We start from the raw sequence: 15,627 nt of genomic DNA, 5'->3' as shown, positions 1-15,627 counted from the left end.
AGGCTTACGCATGGTGACGATCAAGCGAATCCGCCTTCTGGCCGCGCTGCTGCTGGCGGCCGCGACCGGCTGGCCGGCGCCGGCGCTCGCCCATGGCCCGGAGGCCTCCACGGTGAAGGCGCGGCTGGAGGCGCTGCCGCCGGCGCTGCGGGGCGTGAAGGTGCAGGTGCAAACCACGGTGGCACCGCAACTGGTGGTGGAGAACAGCAGCACTAAAACCCTGGAGATTCTCGACCGCAACGGGCGCGCCTTCCTGCGCATCGGCGCCGACGGCGTGCGCGCCGATCTCGCCAGCCCGGCCTGGTACCAGACCCAGACCGCCGCGCGCGGCGTGCCGATACCCGGCGGCGTCGGCGAGCACGCACCGCCCCATTGGGCGCGGGTGCACAGCGAACCCCATTGGGGCTGGTTCGACACCCGCCTGCGCACCGACGGCATCGAGGTGCCCCACGATGTTGAACACGCCGGCCGGCCGGCGTCATTGAGCGCTTGGTCGATCCCGGTGCGTTTCGACGGCGAGCCCGCCACCCTCCAGGGCACCTTCCGTTACCAGCCGTTGCCGGAGGGCGTGATGGTGTCGCGGCTGACCTCATCACCGCAGCCGGCGCCGGGCGTGCGCGTCAGTCTGGCGCCGGGCACCGTGCCGGCCCTGTTTGTCCGCAACGATGGCAAGGAACCGGTGATGGTGCTCAACGCCAGCGGCCAGCCCTACCTGCGCATCGGCCCCGATGGCACCGCCGCCAACGCCGCCGCCCCGAGGCAGCCGCCACGCTGGGTGAAAATCTCCGACGTGCCGCGCCACGCCTGGACCGAACCGCGCGCCACCTACGCCAGCCTGAACCCGCCGGAAGCGATCCGACAGGCCGGCAAACGCGCCCTGGTCACCCAATGGTCGGTACCGATGACCCGCGCCGGTGAACCGATGGCGGTGTCAGGGGAGGTGTACTGGCAACCGCAAGCCGAGCGCCTGGCCAACGCCGGCGGCGGCCACGGTCACCACTGAATGCCCGTACCCGGTGGGTTTTGCCTCGAACCTCCGACGCGAAGATCAAAACCGTCGCTGGCAGGGCGGAACGCCGCCCGGCCTCTCCTACAGAAACCGGGGCTTCTACCGGGGTCTCTCCTACAAAAAAAGACCCACCACCGCGCTAGGGGGCGATGCCTTCACCGCCCAGGTGGGCAAGCAGCCGTTCGATCAGGTCCAGGCGCTCGGCGGGGCCGTCGGATTCGATCTGGAAACGCAATATGTGGGCGCCTTCCAGTTTGTAGCGGCCGGGATTGGATTGCACCAGCTTGACGATGGTGAGCGGGTCCACCGGGGTGCGCTCGCCGAACTCCAGTTTGCCGCCGTTGGCGTGGGCGTCGACGCGGGTCAGGCCCAGTTTCTCGGCCCGTTGGCGCAGGGTGGTGACGGCGAACAGATTTTTCAGCGACTCGGGCAGCAAGCCAAAACGGTCGATCATTTCCACTTGCAGCTCTTTGAGCTGCTCGGCGGTTTTGCTGCCGGCGATGCGTTTGTAGAGTGTCAGGCGGGTGAACACGTCGGGCAGGTAATCCTCGGGGATCAGGGCGGGAATGCGCAGATTCACCTCGGGGCCGCCGGAGAGCGGTTTGGCGGTGTCCGGTTGCTCGCCGCGCTTGAGGGCGTCCACCGCCTGTTCGAGCATTTCCATGTAGAGCGAAAAACCGATGGTTTCCATGTTGCCGTGCTGCTCTTCGCCGAGCAGTTCGCCGGCGCCGCGGATTTCCAAATCCTGGCTGGCGAGCACGAAACCGGCGCCCAGGTCGGTGGCCATTTCAATCGCTTCAAGCCGCTTCTGGGCGTCCTTGGTCATCGCCTTGGGCGGTGGCGTGATCAGGTAGGCGTAGGCCTGGTGATGGCTGCGCCCGACGCGGCCGCGCAGTTGGTGAAGCTGGGCCAGGCCGAGTTTGTCGGCGCGTTCGATAATGATGGTGTTGGCGCTGGGCACGTCGATGCCGGTTTCGATGATGGTGGTGCACACCAGCACGTTGAAACGCCGGTGGTAGAAGTCGCCCATCACCGCCTCCAGCTCGCGCTCGCGCATTTGCCCATGGGCGATGCCAACGCGCGCGTCGGGCACCATGGCGCGCAGTTCCTCGGCGGTGCGCGCCATCGTATCAATGTCGTTATGCAGAAAATAAACCTGCCCGCCGCGCAGCAACTCACGCAGAATCGCCTCTTTGATGGCGGTGCCGTCGCGCTGTTGCACAAAGGTTTTCACCGACAGCCGCTTCTGCGGCGGCGTGGCGATAATGGAAATGTCGCGCATGCCGCTCATCGCCATGTTCAGGGTGCGCGGGATCGGCGTGGCGGTCAGCGTGAGGATGTCGCACTCGGCGCGCATCTCCTTGAGGCGCTCTTTGTGGCGCACCCCGAAGCGGTGTTCCTCGTCCACGATAATCAGCCCCAGGTCGGCGAACGTCACCGATTCCTGCAAAAGCTGGTGGGTGCCCACCACGATGTCCACCTTGCCGGCCTTGAGCCGCTCCAGCACCTGGGCTTTGTCCTTGGCGCTGCGGAAACGCGACATCACCTCGACGTTCACCGGCCAGTCGGCGAAACGGTCGACAAAGGATTCGTAGTGCTGCTGGGCGAGCAGGGTGGTGGGCACCAGGATTGCTACCTGGGTGCCGTTTTGCACCGCCACGAAGGCGGCGCGCATGGCAACCTCGGTTTTGCCGAAGCCGACGTCGCCGCACACCAGCCGGTCCATCGGCTTTTCCAACTGCATATCGCTGAGCACCGCGCGAATGGCGCTTTCCTGGTCCGGGGTTTCCTCGAACGGAAAGCCGGCGGCGAAGCGCTGGTATTCCTCGGCCTCGACCGGGAAGCCGCGCCCTGTGCGCGCCTCGCGGCGCGCGTAGGTGTTGAGCAACTCGGCGGCCACATCGTTGATCTTTTCCGCCGCTTTCTGGCGCGCCTTGCTCCATTGCTCGGTGCCGAGCCGGTTCAGCGGCGGGCTGTCGCCGCCACCGTAGCGGCTGATCAGGTGCAAAGATGAAACCGGCACATAGAGCTTGTCGCCGCCAGCGTATTCCAGCAGCAGGAATTCGTGGGCCTGATTGTCCACGGTCATGTGCACCAGGCCCTGGTAGCGGCCCACGCCGTGGTCCAGATGCACCACCGCCGCGCCGGCGCTGAGCTCGCCCAGCGAGCGCATGCCCATTTCGTTGCCGCTTTCCTCGCTGGTGCGGCGCCGGCGGCGCTGCATAATGCGCTCGCCGTAAAGCTGGCTCTCGGTGACCACCAGAATTTCGTGGTCGGGGGCATGGAAGCCGCTGTCCAACTCGCCCCGGGTGAGGTTCCAGCGTTGCGGATCAGCGACGAAATCCTGCCAGCCGTCCTTGAGCGCCGGCTGGATGCCGATTTTTTGCATCAGCTCCAGCAGCGCCTCGCGCCGGCCGGCGGTTTCCGCCACCACCAGAATGCGCGTGTCCGGGTGGGCGTCGGCGAAGGTGTGCAGCGCCGCCAGCGGGTTGCGCGCGCGGGCGTCGGCGGACACATCCGGCGACGGCGCCACCGGGAAGCGCACCGCCTGAGCGGAGTCCTTCTGCCGGGCGCGGGGCAGCCGCTGCCAGGCGCCATTCAGCTCCTCGGGTCGCAGAAACAGAGACGCGGGCGGCAGAATCGGCCGGCGAATATCGTGGCGGCGGGATTCGTAGCGCTCGTTGACTTCGTCCCAGAAGTGCCGCGCCGCCTCGTCGCAGCCGGCCATTTCCACCGCCCGTGCGTTGCCGGGCAAATAATCGAACAGGGTGGCGAGCTGGTCATAGAACAGCGGCAGGTAATATTCCACACCCGGGGTGGCGATGCCTTCGGACACGTCCTGGTACAGAGTGACCTTGCGCGGTTCCACATCGAAGGCGTCGCGAAACGCATTGCGGAAATGGCGCACCCCTTCGCTGCTGAGCGGGTACTCGGCGGCGGGCAGCAGATTGATGTCGTCGACCTGGCCGGTGGAGCGCTGGCTCTCCGGGTCGAACAGCCGCAGGGATTCGATCTCGTCGTCGAACAGTTCGACCCGGAACGGCTGGTCGGAGCCCATCGGGAAGATGTCCATGATCGCCCCGCGCACCGCGAACTCGCCGTGCTCGTAGACGTTGTCGCGCTGGCGGTAGCCGCAGGAGACCAGCTGTTCCCGGGTGGCTTCCATGTCGAAGCGCTCGCCAACCCGCAGGGCAAAACTGTTGCCGCTGATGTGCATCGGCGGCGCCAGCCGCTGCATCAGCGTGTTGACCGGCACCACCAGCACCCCGGCGCGCGCCGTGCCCAGCCAGTTCAATACCCGGATGCGATCGCTGATGATGTCCTGATGCGGGCTGAACAGATCGTAGGGCAGGGTTTCCCAATCGGGGAACAGCATCACCGGCACGTTGCTGCCGGCCAGATAGAACGTCAGCGCATCGGTCAGTTGTTGCGCGCGGCTGCTGCTGGGCGCGGCCACCAGCAGCGGCCCGGGTTTGCTGGCGGTCAGGGCGCCGGCCGCCGGCACCCTGGCGGCCTCCGCCAGCACCGCCGCCAGCGCGCCATCGCCAAGCCCTTGCCAATCGCGGTAGTGCTCATGGCCGGCGGGAAACAGGGGAGTGTTGGGTAACAGGGTCATCAATGCCTCCAGAGGGCGCGCATTGTAGCAGACGATGGGCATGGCGGAAGGAACCGGACGCCAGACGCTGGACGCTAACAGCCAGAATCAAAACCGTCGCCGTATCGGGGCGACCTTCCACGGAGCCACTGTGGGAGCGATCCCTGATCGCGAACCGAGCCTGAAAGACGAGGCGGGCCAGGCAGCGCCGATTCGCGGTCGAGGACCGCTCCCACAAAACATTCCGCGTCGCGGCACGCCCTGCTACAGCGCCACTGTGGGAGCGATCCCTGATCGCGAACCGAGCCTGAAAGGCGAGGCGGGCTAGGCAGCGCCGCTCCGCTATGTGGGCGGCACGGGTTTTAGCGTGGCGCGTGCAAGCGTGCAGCGTGCAGCTATGTGCTAACATTGCGGCGTTTTGTGCGCTGAGGAACGACAAGCAATGCGAGAGTCAGTACGGGAACTGATGCAACGGTTCGATCTGGAACGATTGGAAGACAATCTGTTCCGGGGGCAGAGCGAGGCCAATGGCCAGCAGAGCATTTTCGGGGGGCTGGTGGCCGGGCAGGCGTTGCTGGCGGCGTCGATGACGGTGCCGGAGGAGCGCCCGGTGCACTCGCTGCACGCCTATTTTTTGCGGCCGGGGGATTTCCGCCAGCCGATCATTTATGACGTGGACCGGATTCGCGACGGCAAGAGCTTCACCACCCGCCGGGTCAACGCGATCCAGCATGGGCGGCCGATTTTCAGCCTGTCCACCTCGTTTCAGGTCGAGGAAGAGGGCGCCCGCCATCAGGCCACCATGCCGGATGTGCCGTACCCGGACGAACTGGGCAGCGACGAGCAGGGCCGCCTCAAGATGGCCGAGCAGATCCCGGAGAAGTTCCGCGCCGCCTATCTGCGTGAACGGCCGGTGGAATTCCGTCCGGTGACGCCGCGCAACTCGTTCACGCCGGAAACCCGCGAGCCGCTCAAGCAGATCTGGTTCCGGGTGCCCGATCCAGTGCAGGCGGATCGCATGACCCAGCGGGCGCTGCTGACCTATTGTTCCGATTTCGGTTTCATGGGCACCGCCATGCAGCCTCACGGCATGACCTTTTGGCAGGGCAACGTGCAGTGCGCCAGCCTCGATCACGCCATGTGGTTTTACGATGATTTTCGTATCGATGAATGGTTGCTGTACCACTGCGAAAGCCCCGGCGCCGCCGGCGCGCGCGGCCTGACCTTCGGCGCTATCTATCGCGAAGACGGCACCCTGGTCGCCTCGGTGGCCCAGGAAGGCCTGATGCGCCTGCGCCCCGGCGCGGAGCCGGTTTAAGGGCGCTGGGCGCCCGCTGCAAGCTTCAGGCTGCAAGCAGACCGCTGGTCGCGGGCAAGGCCCGGCGGATCGTTGGCGTCTGTTCCGCGTTGTGGCTTGTCGCTTGCAGCTTGTTGCTGGCGCAAAGCGCCGCCCCGGCTGGATGCCGGGCGCGATTGGCGATATCATTCGCGCCCCCAGGTACCCAACCGCCAGAACCTGACTGAGAGGGCCCCTCGTGAACAAACTGGAAGACCACTTCGGACGCTGGAAGAACCGGGAAGAAATCGCCGAGTCGATGATCCCGATGATTGGCCGGCTGTATCGCGAAAAGAACGTGGCCACCACGGTTTACAGCCGTTCCTTGGTCAACAAGTCCGTCATCCAGATCCTCAAGAACCACCGTTTCGTTAAGCAGATCGAGAATTCCGAGCTGTCGGTGGTGGACACCTTCCCGATTCTGCAGGAAGCGACCAAGCTGGACCTGGGCCCTTGCCGTCTGGACATCGGCAAGCTGGCGGTGGAGTTCAAAAAGGGCGATCACGGCCTGTCGATCGAGGAATACGTGCGCCGCGAGCTGGGTGAGGCGGTCAATAACAAGGCCGAGTTGCCCGGTGCCACCGACGTGGTGCTCTACGGTTTCGGCCGCATCGGCCGCCTGCTGGCGCGTTTGCTGATCGAAAAAACCGGTTCCGGCGACGGCCTGCGCCTCAAGGCCATCGTGGTGCGCGAATCCGGCAAGGGCGATCTGCAAAAGCGCGCCAGCCTGCTGCGCCGCGACTCGGTGCACGGCCCGTTCGCCGGCACCATCGCCGTGGATGAAGACGAATCGGCGATCATCGCCAACGGCAACTTTATCCGCGTGATCTACTCCAACGATCCGTCCACCATCGATTACACCCAATACGGCATCGACAACGCCGTGGTGATCGACAACACCGGCAAATGGCGTGACCGCGAAGGCCTCAGCCAGCACCTGGAGTGCAAGGGCGTGTCGCGGGTGATGCTGACCGCGCCGGGCAAGGGCGATCTGAAAAACATCGTGCACGGCGTCAACAACGATCTGATCACCGACGACGACAAGATCATTTCGGCGGCCAGCTGCACCACCAACGCCATCGTGCCGCCGCTCAAGGCGCTGAACGACAAATTCGGCATTGAGTTCGGCCACGTGGAGACGGTGCACTCCTACACCAACGATCAGAACCTGCTGGATAACTTCCACAAGGGCCCGCGCCGGGGCCGCGCCGCGCCGCTCAATATGGTGCTCACCGAAACCGGTGCCGCCACCGCCGCCGCCAAGGCGCTGCCGGAGCTGGCCGGCAAGCTTACCGGTAACTCGATCCGGGTGCCGACGCCGGACGTCTCCATGGCGATCCTGAACCTGACCCTGGGCCAGGAAACCTCCCTGGAGGAGCTCAATGAGTACCTGCGCTGGGTGAGCCTGCACTCGCCGCTGCAGCGCCAGGTGGACTTCATCAGCAGCCCGGACGCGGTGTCCACCGACTTCGTCGGTTCCCGCCATGCGGCGGTGATCGATGCCGAGGCGACCATCGTCAACGGTCGCCACTGCGTGCTGTACGTGTGGTACGACAACGAGTTCGGTTACAGCTGCCAGGTGCTGCGCATCCTGCAGCAGATCTCGCGGGTGGAATTTCCGATCTATCCGAAGGACTGATCACCCGACCCTGAAAAAGCCCGCTCCGGCGGGCTTTTTTATGCACCGCGGCGAAGGCCGCACCAGACAGGCCGGGGCGGACGCCATGTTTACCGCATTCGCTAACGCGGGGTGCGATCCTGGCATCCTGACGGGTCGGTCATTATAATGTCGCGCGCCGGCCATTGGCCGGGACCTCCGGGGCCGGGCATTCAGGCTACCCAATGGGTGCCAGGAACGCTTTCTGCCGGTTTTCTGCGCCGCTTCCGCCATTCGCCGCCGGACAGGCCGCCGATGCGCCCTGGAAAGCACGCGCAGCTCGACTTCAGCAACACGCAACGTGGGCGAGACACTATGATCAAAATCAAGAAGGGGCTTGACCTGCCCATCGCCGGCGCGCCGCGCCAGGTGATTGAGGAAGGCCATCAGGTCCGTTCTGTCGCCGTGCTCGGTGGCGACTATGTGGGGATGAAACCGACCATGGAGGTCCGCGAAGGGGACACGGTCAAAAAAGGTCAACTGCTGTTCAGTGACAAGAAAACCGACGGCGTCAAATACACCGCGCCCGCCGGGGGGCGCGTCAGCGCCATTAACCGTGGCCACAAGCGCGTGTTGCAATCGGTGGTGATCGACGTGGCGGACAACGAAGAGGAAATCACCTTCGCCGCCCACGATGCCTCGGCGCTCGCCAGCCTGGAGCGCGCCACGGTGCAGCAACAGCTGGTGGAGTCCGGCGAGTGGACCCTGCTGCGCAGCCGGCCGTTCGGCAAGGTGCCGACGCCGGGCACCACGCCCAATTCCATTTTCGTCACCGCCATGGACACCAACCCCCTGGCCCAGGACCCGGTGGCGGTAATCAAAGAGAACGAGCAGAGCTTCCGCCACGGTCTGGCGGTGCTGGCGCGTCTCACCGACGGCCCGGTGTGGGTGTGCAAAGCCGCCAACAGCGGGCTGCCGTCGTTCGCCGAAGGGCAGGTCCGTGAAGAAAGCTTCGCCGGACGCCACCCGGCCGGCAACGCCGGCACCCACATCCACCACCTGGACCCGGTCAGCCTGGGCAAGACGGTGTGGTCGCTGGGTTACCAGGAAACCATCGCCATCGGCAAGCTGTTCACCGAAGGCCGCATCAGCAGCGAGCGGGTGGTGGCGATCACCGGCCCGCAGGTGAAAACGCCGCGTCTGTTGCGCACCCGGGTGGGGGCCAGCGTGGAAGAGTTCACCCGCGGCGAACTGAAAGAAGGCGACAATCGCATCGTCGCCGGCTCGGTACTGAACGGCCACCACGCCCGTGGGCCGCTGGCCTATATCAGCCGCGTCGCCAATCAGATCACGGTGCTGCGCGAAGGTCGTGAGCGGCCGCTGCTGGGCTACGTTTCCCCCGGCCTCAATCGTTTCTCGGTGATGAACATCTATCTGTCCAAACTGATGCCCGGAAAACGCTTCAACATGACCACCACCACCAATGGCAGCGAGCGCGCCATGGTGCCGATCGGTGCCTATGAAGAGGTGATGCCGCTGGACATTCTGCCCACCCAGCTTCTGCGTTCGCTGGTGGTGGGCGATACCGACTCCGCCGCCGCCCTGGGCGCTCTGGAACTGGTGGAAGAGGACCTGGCCCTGTGTACCTATGTTTGCCCCGGCAAATATGAATACGGGCCGATTCTGCGCGACAACCTGACCACGATCGAGGTGGAGAGCTGATATGGGCCTGAGAAGTTTTCTGGATGACAAAGTCGCGCCCCACTTCCATGACGGCGGCAAGCTGCAGAAGTACTACGTCTTTTACGAGATGTTCGACACCATGCTCTACAGCCCGGATTCGGTGACCCGATCCGCGGCCCACGTGCGTGACGGCATCGATTTGAAGCGCATCATGATGACGGTCTGGTTCGCCACCTTCCCGGCGATCCTGTTTGGCCTGTACAACACCGGTTACCAGGCCAACCTGCAGATCAACGATTTCAACTTCAGCCCGGTGCCCGGTTGGCGTTCCGATCTGGTGATGGCGCTGACCGGCTTCGATTACACCAGTTTCTGGTCCAACATGGTCCATGGGCTGGTCTACTACGTGCCGATTCTGATCACCGTGTATCTGGTCGGGTTCATCTGGGAAGGCCTGTTCGCCTGGAAGCGCGGCCATGAGGTGAACGAGGGCTTCTTCGTCACCGGCATCCTGTTCACGCTGATTCTGCCGCCGGCGATTCCGCTGTGGCAGGTGGCGCTGGGCATTTCGTTCGGCGTGGTGATCGGCAAGGAAGTATTTGGCGGCACCGGCAAGAACTTCCTCAACCCGGCGCTGGTGGGCCGGGCGTTTCTGTATTTCGCTTATCCGGCGCAGATGTCCGGTGACGCGGTGTGGACCGCGGTGGACAACTTCTCCGGCGCCACGCCGCTGTCGCTGGCCGCCAACGGCGACCTCAACTTCGCCGCTGGCCTGTCCCAGAACGCACTGAGCGCCGGCGCCCACAGCCTCAGCTGGATGGACACCTTCCTGGGCGGCATTCAAGGCTGCATCGGCGAAACCTCGGTGATCGCCATCGCCCTGGGCGCGCTCTTCCTGCTGTTCACCAAGATCGCCTCCTGGCGCATCATGCTCGGCGTGCTGGTCGGCATGATCGCCATGAGCCTGGTGTTCAACGGGGCCGGCAGCGACAGCAACCCGATGTTCGCGATGCCCTGGTACTGGCACCTGACCGTGGGCGGTTTCGCGTTCGGTCTGGTGTTCATGGCCACCGATCCGGTTTCCGCCTCCATGACCAACACCGGCAAGCTGATTTTCGGTGCCCTGATTGGCGTGATGACGGTGCTGATCCGGGTGGTCAATCCGGCGTTTCCGGAGGGCATCATGCTGGCGATTCTGTTCGCTAACCTGTGCGCGCCGTTGATCGACTACTTTGTTACCCAGGCGAATATCCGTCGTCGTCTGCGTCGGACCGGGGGAGCGGTGTAATGGCTGGAAACAACGAGAGTGTAGGCAAGACCCTCCTGGTCGCCTTTCTGGTGTGCCTGGTGTGCGCGGTGGTGGTGGCCACCGCCGCCGTGGCGTTGCGTCCGGTTCAGCAGCAAAACCAGGTGCTCGACCGCCAGGTGAATATTCTTATGGCGGCGGGCATGTATCAGCCGGGCATGGACGTGCAAGCCGCGTTCAAGACCATCGAACGCAAGTTCGTGAAGCTCGACACCGGTGAATACGTGGACGAGCCGGACAGCTATGACCACCTCAAGGCGGCCAAGGACCCGGCGCGCAGCGAGCGGCTCAGCGGCGATGAAGACATCGCCAGCATCAAGACCCAGGAGAACGTGGGCGAGGTCTACCTGGCCTATGACGACGACCAGCAACTGACCCGCATTATTCTGCCGGTGCGCGGCTATGGCCTGTGGTCCACCCTGTATGGTTTCCTGGCGCTGCAACCGGACGCCCGCACCATTTCCGGCCTGGGCTTCTACCAGCACGGCGAAACCCCGGGCCTGGGCGGCCAGGTGGACGATCCCGGCTGGAAGGCCCTGTGGGACGGCAAACAGCTTTACGATGAGAACGGCGACGTGGCCATCAGTGTGATCAAAGGGCACGTGGACGGCGGCACGCCCAACGCGGAATACAAGGTGGACGGCCTGGCCGGCGCCACCCTGACCAGCAAGGGCGTCAGCAATCTGGTGCGTTTCTGGGCCAGCGAAAAAGGCTACGGCCCGTATCTGGAGCGCATGCGCAAGAACCCTGACGGCGGCGGGCGACAAACCGCTTCCGCCGGCAACCCTGGAGGAGAGGCGTAATGGCGGAGAAAACCAAGGACCTTCTGTTCGGTCCCATTTTCGATAACAACCCCATCGCGCTGCAGATTCTCGGTATCTGCTCCGCCCTGGCGGTCACCAGCAACCTGAGCACCACGGTCACCATGTGCATCGCGCTGACCCTGGTGACGGCGTTCTCCAACCTGTTCGTGAGCATGGTGCGCAACGCCATCCCCTCGAGCATCCGCATGATCGTGCAGATGGTGATCATCGCCTCGCTGGTGATCGTGGTTGATCAGCTTCTGCGCGCTTATGCCTACAGCATCTCCAAACAGATGTCGGTGTTCGTTGGCCTGATCATCACCAACTGCATCGTGATGGGCCGGGTGGAAGCCTTCGCCATGAAGAACCCGCCGCTGCCGTCGTTCATGGATGGCGTGGGCAATGGCCTGGGCTATTCATTGATGCTGCTTTGCCTGGGCGTGGTGCGTGAACTGTTTGGCGCCGGCAGTCTGTTCGGTGTCACCCTTCTCAACTCCACCGCGGACGGCGGCTGGTATCAAACCAACGGTCTGCTGTTGTTGCCGCCCAGCGCGTTCTTCCTGATCGGGCTGTTTATCTGGGGCCTGCGCACCTGGAAGCCGGAGCAGGTGGAAGAAGACACCTTCAAGATGAAGCCGCACACCCGCGTCAGCGACGCCTTCTAAGGCGGAGGAACGAGACATGTTTGAACATTATCTGAGTCTGTTCGTGCGCGCGGTGTTCGTTGAGAACATGGCGCTGGCCTTTTTCCTGGGCATGTGCACTTTTATCGCCATTTCCAAGAAGATTTCCACCGCCATTGGCCTGGGCATCGCCGTGGTGGTGGTGCAGACCATCACCGTGCCGGTGAACAACCTGATCCTTCATTACCTGCTCAACGAAGGCGCTTTGTCGTGGACCGGCGTGCCGGCCCTGGCCAGCCTGGATCTGCGCTTCCTGGGGCTGCTCAGCTACATCGGCGTGATCGCGGCGATCGTGCAGATTCTGGAAATGCTGCTCGATAAATACGTGCCCAGCCTCTACAACGCCTTGGGCATCTTCCTGCCGCTGATCACCGTGAACTGCGCCATTCTTGGCGCCTCGCTGTTCATGGTGGAGCGTGATTACGCGTTTGGTGAATCCCTGGTCTACGGCATTGGCGCCGGGGTGGGCTGGGCGCTGGCGATCACGCTGCTGGCCGGCATTCGCGAGAAGCTCAAATACAGTGATGTGCCCAACGGCCTGAAAGGGCTGGGGATCACCTTTATCACCGTGGGGCTGATGTCGCTGGGGTTCATGTCGTTCTCCGGCGTGCAGCTGTAGCGCCAAGGGGAAGGGAGAGGCTGAGTTATGGGTTTTGAAATTGTATTTGGCGTGGTCATGTTCACCACCATCGTGTTGGCGCTGGTGGTCATGATCCTGGTGGCGCGATCGCGGCTGGTGAGCAGCGGCGACGTGCACATTGATATTAATGGCGAGGCCGATAAGGGCGTGGACGTGGCCGCCGGCGGCAAATTGCTGGGCACCCTTGCCGACCAGGGTATTTTTCTTTCCTCCGCGTGCGGCGGCGGCGGCACCTGCGCGCAATGCCGCTGCCAGGTGCTCGACGGCGGTGGCGATATTCTGCCCACCGAGGAAGGCCATTTCACCAAAGGTCAGATCCGCGATGGCTGGCGCCTGAGCTGCCAGGTCAACGTCAAGCAGGACATGAAGATCAAGGTGCCGGAAGAGTTCTTCGGCGTGAAGAAATGGGAGTGCGAGGTGGTCTCGAACCCCAACGTGGCCACCTTTATCAAGGAACTGACCCTGAAGTTGCCGGAAGGCGAGGACGTCAACTTCCGCGCCGGCGGTTACGTGCAACTGGAAGCTCCGGTTTACGACGTCAAGTTCTCCGATTTCGAGATCGAAGAGCGCTTCCGCTCCGACTGGGAACGCTTCAACTTCTTCGATCTGACCGCCAAGAACGACGAGCCGGTGATCCGTGCCTACTCCATGGCCAACTATCCGGACGAAAAAGGCATTCTCAAGTTCAACATCCGCATCGCCACGCCGCCGCCGGGCAGCCAGGGCATTCCCGCCGGCAAGATGAGCTCCTGGGTGTTCGGTCTTAAGCCCGGCGACAAAGTCACCGTGTTTGGCCCGTTCGGCGAATTCTTCGCCAAAGAGAGCGACGCGGAAATGATCTTCATTGGCGGCGGCGCCGGCATGGCGCCCATGCGCAGCCACATTTTCGACCAGCTCAAGCGGCTCAACTCGAAGCGCAAAATCAGCTTCTGGTACGGCGCCCGCTCGCTGCGCGAAACCTTCTACATGGACGAGTACGACAAGCTCGCCGAAGAAAACGACAACTTCGAATGGCACCTGGCGCTGTCCGATCCGCTGCCCGAGGACAGCTGGGAAGGCCCCACCGGCTTCATTCATAACGTGGTGTTCGAGAACTATCTCAAGGAACACCCGGCGCCGGAGGACTGCGAATACTATATGTGCGGCCCGCCGATGATGAACGCTTCGGTGATCAAGATGCTGGAGGACCTGGGCGTCGAACCGGAAAACATTCTGCTCGACGACTTCGGCGGCTGATCGCCAGCGCCGCCGTCCGGCGCGCCCCCGGCCACTGCGGCCGTGGCGCGCGCCCACTTTCTCTCTTTCCCTCCGTGTGCACAGGCCAATCCCATGGGCATTCTTTCCGTTTCCCCCAGCCGTTGCTTTAACGCGCTGCTATGGGCGTTACTGTGCGTGGCCTTGCTCAGCGGCTGCGGCGACGACAGTGAGCAACGCCTGTCGCAACTGAACGGCGACACCATGGGCACCACCTGGTCGGTCAAGTTCACCGGCACCCCCGACGATGGCGCGGCGAACCTGAAAAACGCCATTCAGGCGGCTCTCGATCAGGTCAACGACGAGATGAGCACCTACCGCGAGGATTCCGCGCTGAGCCGCTTCAATAACGCACTCGCCGGCACCGACGTGGTTCTGCCCGCCGACTTCGCCCTGGTGCTCAGCCAGGCGCTGAAAATCTCCCGGGACACCGGCGGCGCCTACGACGTCACCGTCGGCCCGTTGGTCAATCTGTGGGGGTTTGGCCCCGACCCGCGCCGCGACCAGGCGCCCACGCCAGCCCAGATCGACGCCGCCCGCCAACGGGTGGGCTATCAGAAGCTGAAACTTGACCACCGCCGGCTCACCCAGCCCGGCGGCGTATACGTGGACTTGTCCTCCATCGCCAAGGGGTTCGCCGTGGACAAAGTGGCCGACGTGCTGGCAAAGCAGGGTCTGCGCAACTATCTGGTGGAAGTGGGCGGAGAACTGCGCGCCGCCGGCCATAAGCCCTACGATCAGCCCTGGCGCATCGCCGTGGAACGCCCGGTACCTGGCGTTCGCGATGTGGAGAAAATCATCGAATTGCATAATGTGGCCATCGCCACCAGCGGTGATTATCGCAATTTCTTCGAATCAGAAGGCCATTTCTACTCCCACACCATCGACCCGCGCACCGGCGCCCCGGTGGGCCACAAATTGGGGTCGGTGACCGTGTTACACTCCAACTGCATGATCGCCGATGGCCTGGCCACCGCACTGACCGTGCTCGGCCCTGACGAGGGCCTGGCGTTTGCCAAAGCTCATGAACTGGCGGTGCTGTTTATTGTCCGAACCGATGACGGCCCCCGGGAAATTCTCAGCCCCGCCTTCCAGGCGCTGCTCGACGCCCAGGCGAAACCCGCCGGGCAGGAGGAACACTGACATGTTACTGACCGTGCTCGCTACTTTCTTCGTGGTCGCCTTGCTGTTCGCCGGCATGGCGGTGGGCGTGATTTTCTCCAACAAACCGATTAAAGGCTCCTGCGGCGGCCTTGCCACCCTGGGCATGAAAGACGGCTGTGAAATCTGCGGTGGCGACCGCGACGCCTGCGAGGAAAACACCCGCCAGGTCAGCGCCAAACGCGCCGCCGAACTGGGCCGGGATGTGTTGAAGACCTGAGGGGAGGGGTTGGTTTTCAGTTTTCAGTGCAAACCAACCCCACTCCGGAGCGGGCCCGCTGTTCCCTGCAACCTGCTCGCTGTTCCAGCCCCGCTACAACGCCCCTGTGGGAGCGGTCCCCGACCGCGAACCGAGCCGAAGGCGAGGAACAGCCTGGCAGCGCCCCTTCGCGGTCAAGGACCGCTCCCACAAAAACACAGTGCCCGCTCCAGCCTCGGCCCCGCTACAACGCCCCTGTGGGAGCGGTCCCCGACCGCGAACCGAGCCGAAGGCGAGGCTGGGCTTGGCGAAGCCGATTCGCGGTCAAGGACCGCTCCCACAAAAACACAGTGCCCGCTCC

General features: G+C 63.9%; 12 protein-coding genes. 11 read left to right on the top strand and 1 reads right to left on the bottom strand.

Annotated elements, in window-relative coordinates; translation table 11 throughout:
- Window positions 1-10 precede the first annotated feature (10 nt).
- Window positions 11-1,003, top strand: coding sequence for a hypothetical protein (locus tag CGS25_RS15595; protein ID WP_101676024.1), 993 nt, complete (start codon window positions 11-13; stop codon window positions 1,001-1,003).
- 145 nt (window positions 1,004-1,148) lie between these two features.
- On the opposite strand, the gene mfd is transcribed toward CGS25_RS15595, so the two are convergent.
- The gene (gene mfd, locus CGS25_RS15590) at window positions 1,149-4,625 is read right to left on the bottom strand and encodes a transcription-repair coupling factor (RefSeq protein WP_101676023.1); all 3,477 of its coding nucleotides are present in this window, start codon (window positions 4,623-4,625) and stop codon (window positions 1,149-1,151) included.
- Window positions 4,626-5,046: 421 nt separating this feature from the next.
- Between mfd and CGS25_RS15585 the strand changes: the two genes are divergently transcribed.
- The 10 genes from CGS25_RS15585 to nqrM all read left to right on the top strand — a co-directional run bounded on the left by CGS25_RS15585 (window position 5,047) and on the right by nqrM (window position 15,287).
- A complete protein-coding gene (locus CGS25_RS15585; RefSeq protein WP_089031792.1) occupies window positions 5,047-5,922 on the top strand; it encodes an acyl-CoA thioesterase in 876 nt (291 codons plus the stop codon).
- 217 nt (window positions 5,923-6,139) lie between these two features.
- Complete coding sequence (locus tag CGS25_RS15580) at window positions 6,140-7,579, top strand: glyceraldehyde-3-phosphate dehydrogenase (protein WP_089031793.1); 1,440 nt, start codon at window positions 6,140-6,142, stop codon at window positions 7,577-7,579.
- A gap of 333 nt (window positions 7,580-7,912) precedes the next feature.
- Window positions 7,913-9,259, top strand: a complete 1,347-nt coding sequence (locus tag CGS25_RS15575) for a Na(+)-translocating NADH-quinone reductase subunit A (RefSeq protein ID WP_089031794.1) — start codon at window positions 7,913-7,915, stop codon at window positions 9,257-9,259.
- A 1-nt stretch (window position 9,260) separates the two neighbouring features.
- Window positions 9,261-10,508, top strand: coding sequence for an NADH:ubiquinone reductase (Na(+)-transporting) subunit B (locus tag CGS25_RS15570; RefSeq protein ID WP_089031795.1), 1,248 nt, complete (start codon window positions 9,261-9,263; stop codon window positions 10,506-10,508).
- Entirely contained in the window at window positions 10,508-11,329 is an 822-nt protein-coding gene (locus tag CGS25_RS15565; protein ID WP_089031796.1) for a Na(+)-translocating NADH-quinone reductase subunit C, read from the top strand. The genes CGS25_RS15570 and CGS25_RS15565 overlap by 1 nt, the downstream gene beginning before the upstream one ends.
- Window positions 11,329-11,994 carry an NADH:ubiquinone reductase (Na(+)-transporting) subunit D gene (locus CGS25_RS15560; protein ID WP_089031797.1) on the top strand — a complete coding sequence of 222 codons (666 nt, stop codon included), beginning with the start codon at window positions 11,329-11,331 and terminating at the stop codon, window positions 11,992-11,994. The genes CGS25_RS15565 and CGS25_RS15560 overlap by 1 nt, the downstream gene beginning before the upstream one ends.
- A gap of 16 nt (window positions 11,995-12,010) precedes the next feature.
- Window positions 12,011-12,631, top strand: coding sequence for an NADH:ubiquinone reductase (Na(+)-transporting) subunit E (gene nqrE / locus CGS25_RS15555; protein WP_089031798.1), 621 nt, complete (start codon window positions 12,011-12,013; stop codon window positions 12,629-12,631).
- Window positions 12,632-12,658: 27 nt separating this feature from the next.
- Window positions 12,659-13,888: an NADH:ubiquinone reductase (Na(+)-transporting) subunit F gene (gene nqrF, locus CGS25_RS15550; RefSeq protein WP_089031799.1), complete on the top strand. Its 1,230-nt coding sequence runs from the start codon at window positions 12,659-12,661 to the stop codon at window positions 13,886-13,888.
- Between the two features lie 93 nt (window positions 13,889-13,981).
- Window positions 13,982-15,049, top strand: coding sequence for an FAD:protein FMN transferase (locus tag CGS25_RS15545; RefSeq protein ID WP_101676022.1), 1,068 nt, complete (start codon window positions 13,982-13,984; stop codon window positions 15,047-15,049).
- A gap of 1 nt (window position 15,050) precedes the next feature.
- Window positions 15,051-15,287: a (Na+)-NQR maturation NqrM gene (gene nqrM, locus CGS25_RS15540; RefSeq protein WP_089031801.1), complete on the top strand. Its 237-nt coding sequence runs from the start codon at window positions 15,051-15,053 to the stop codon at window positions 15,285-15,287.
- Window positions 15,288-15,627: the final 340 nt, after the last annotated feature.

The organism is Alloalcanivorax mobilis, assembly GCF_002864685.1.
GTDB lineage: Bacteria > Pseudomonadota > Gammaproteobacteria > Pseudomonadales > Alcanivoracaceae > Alloalcanivorax > Alloalcanivorax mobilis.
The sequence above is the reverse complement of the archived record's forward strand: the minus strand, read 5'-3'. Positions and strand labels throughout refer to the sequence as shown.

Coding starts and splice junctions, on each gene's coding strand:
- CGS25_RS15595 (WP_101676024.1), top strand. CDS start 11: ATGGTGACGATCAAGCGAATCCGCCTTCTGGCCGCGCTGCTGCTGGCG.
- mfd (WP_101676023.1), bottom strand. CDS start 4,625: ATGACCCTGTTACCCAACACTCCCCTGTTTCCCGCCGGCCATGAGCAC.
- CGS25_RS15585 (WP_089031792.1), top strand. CDS start 5,047: ATGCGAGAGTCAGTACGGGAACTGATGCAACGGTTCGATCTGGAACGA.
- CGS25_RS15575 (WP_089031794.1), top strand. CDS start 7,913: ATGATCAAAATCAAGAAGGGGCTTGACCTGCCCATCGCCGGCGCGCCG.
- CGS25_RS15570 (WP_089031795.1), top strand. CDS start 9,261: ATGGGCCTGAGAAGTTTTCTGGATGACAAAGTCGCGCCCCACTTCCAT.
- CGS25_RS15565 (WP_089031796.1), top strand. CDS start 10,508: ATGGCTGGAAACAACGAGAGTGTAGGCAAGACCCTCCTGGTCGCCTTT.
- CGS25_RS15560 (WP_089031797.1), top strand. CDS start 11,329: ATGGCGGAGAAAACCAAGGACCTTCTGTTCGGTCCCATTTTCGATAAC.
- nqrE (WP_089031798.1), top strand. CDS start 12,011: ATGTTTGAACATTATCTGAGTCTGTTCGTGCGCGCGGTGTTCGTTGAG.
- nqrF (WP_089031799.1), top strand. CDS start 12,659: ATGGGTTTTGAAATTGTATTTGGCGTGGTCATGTTCACCACCATCGTG.
- CGS25_RS15545 (WP_101676022.1), top strand. CDS start 13,982: ATGGGCATTCTTTCCGTTTCCCCCAGCCGTTGCTTTAACGCGCTGCTA.
- nqrM (WP_089031801.1), top strand. CDS start 15,051: ATGTTACTGACCGTGCTCGCTACTTTCTTCGTGGTCGCCTTGCTGTTC.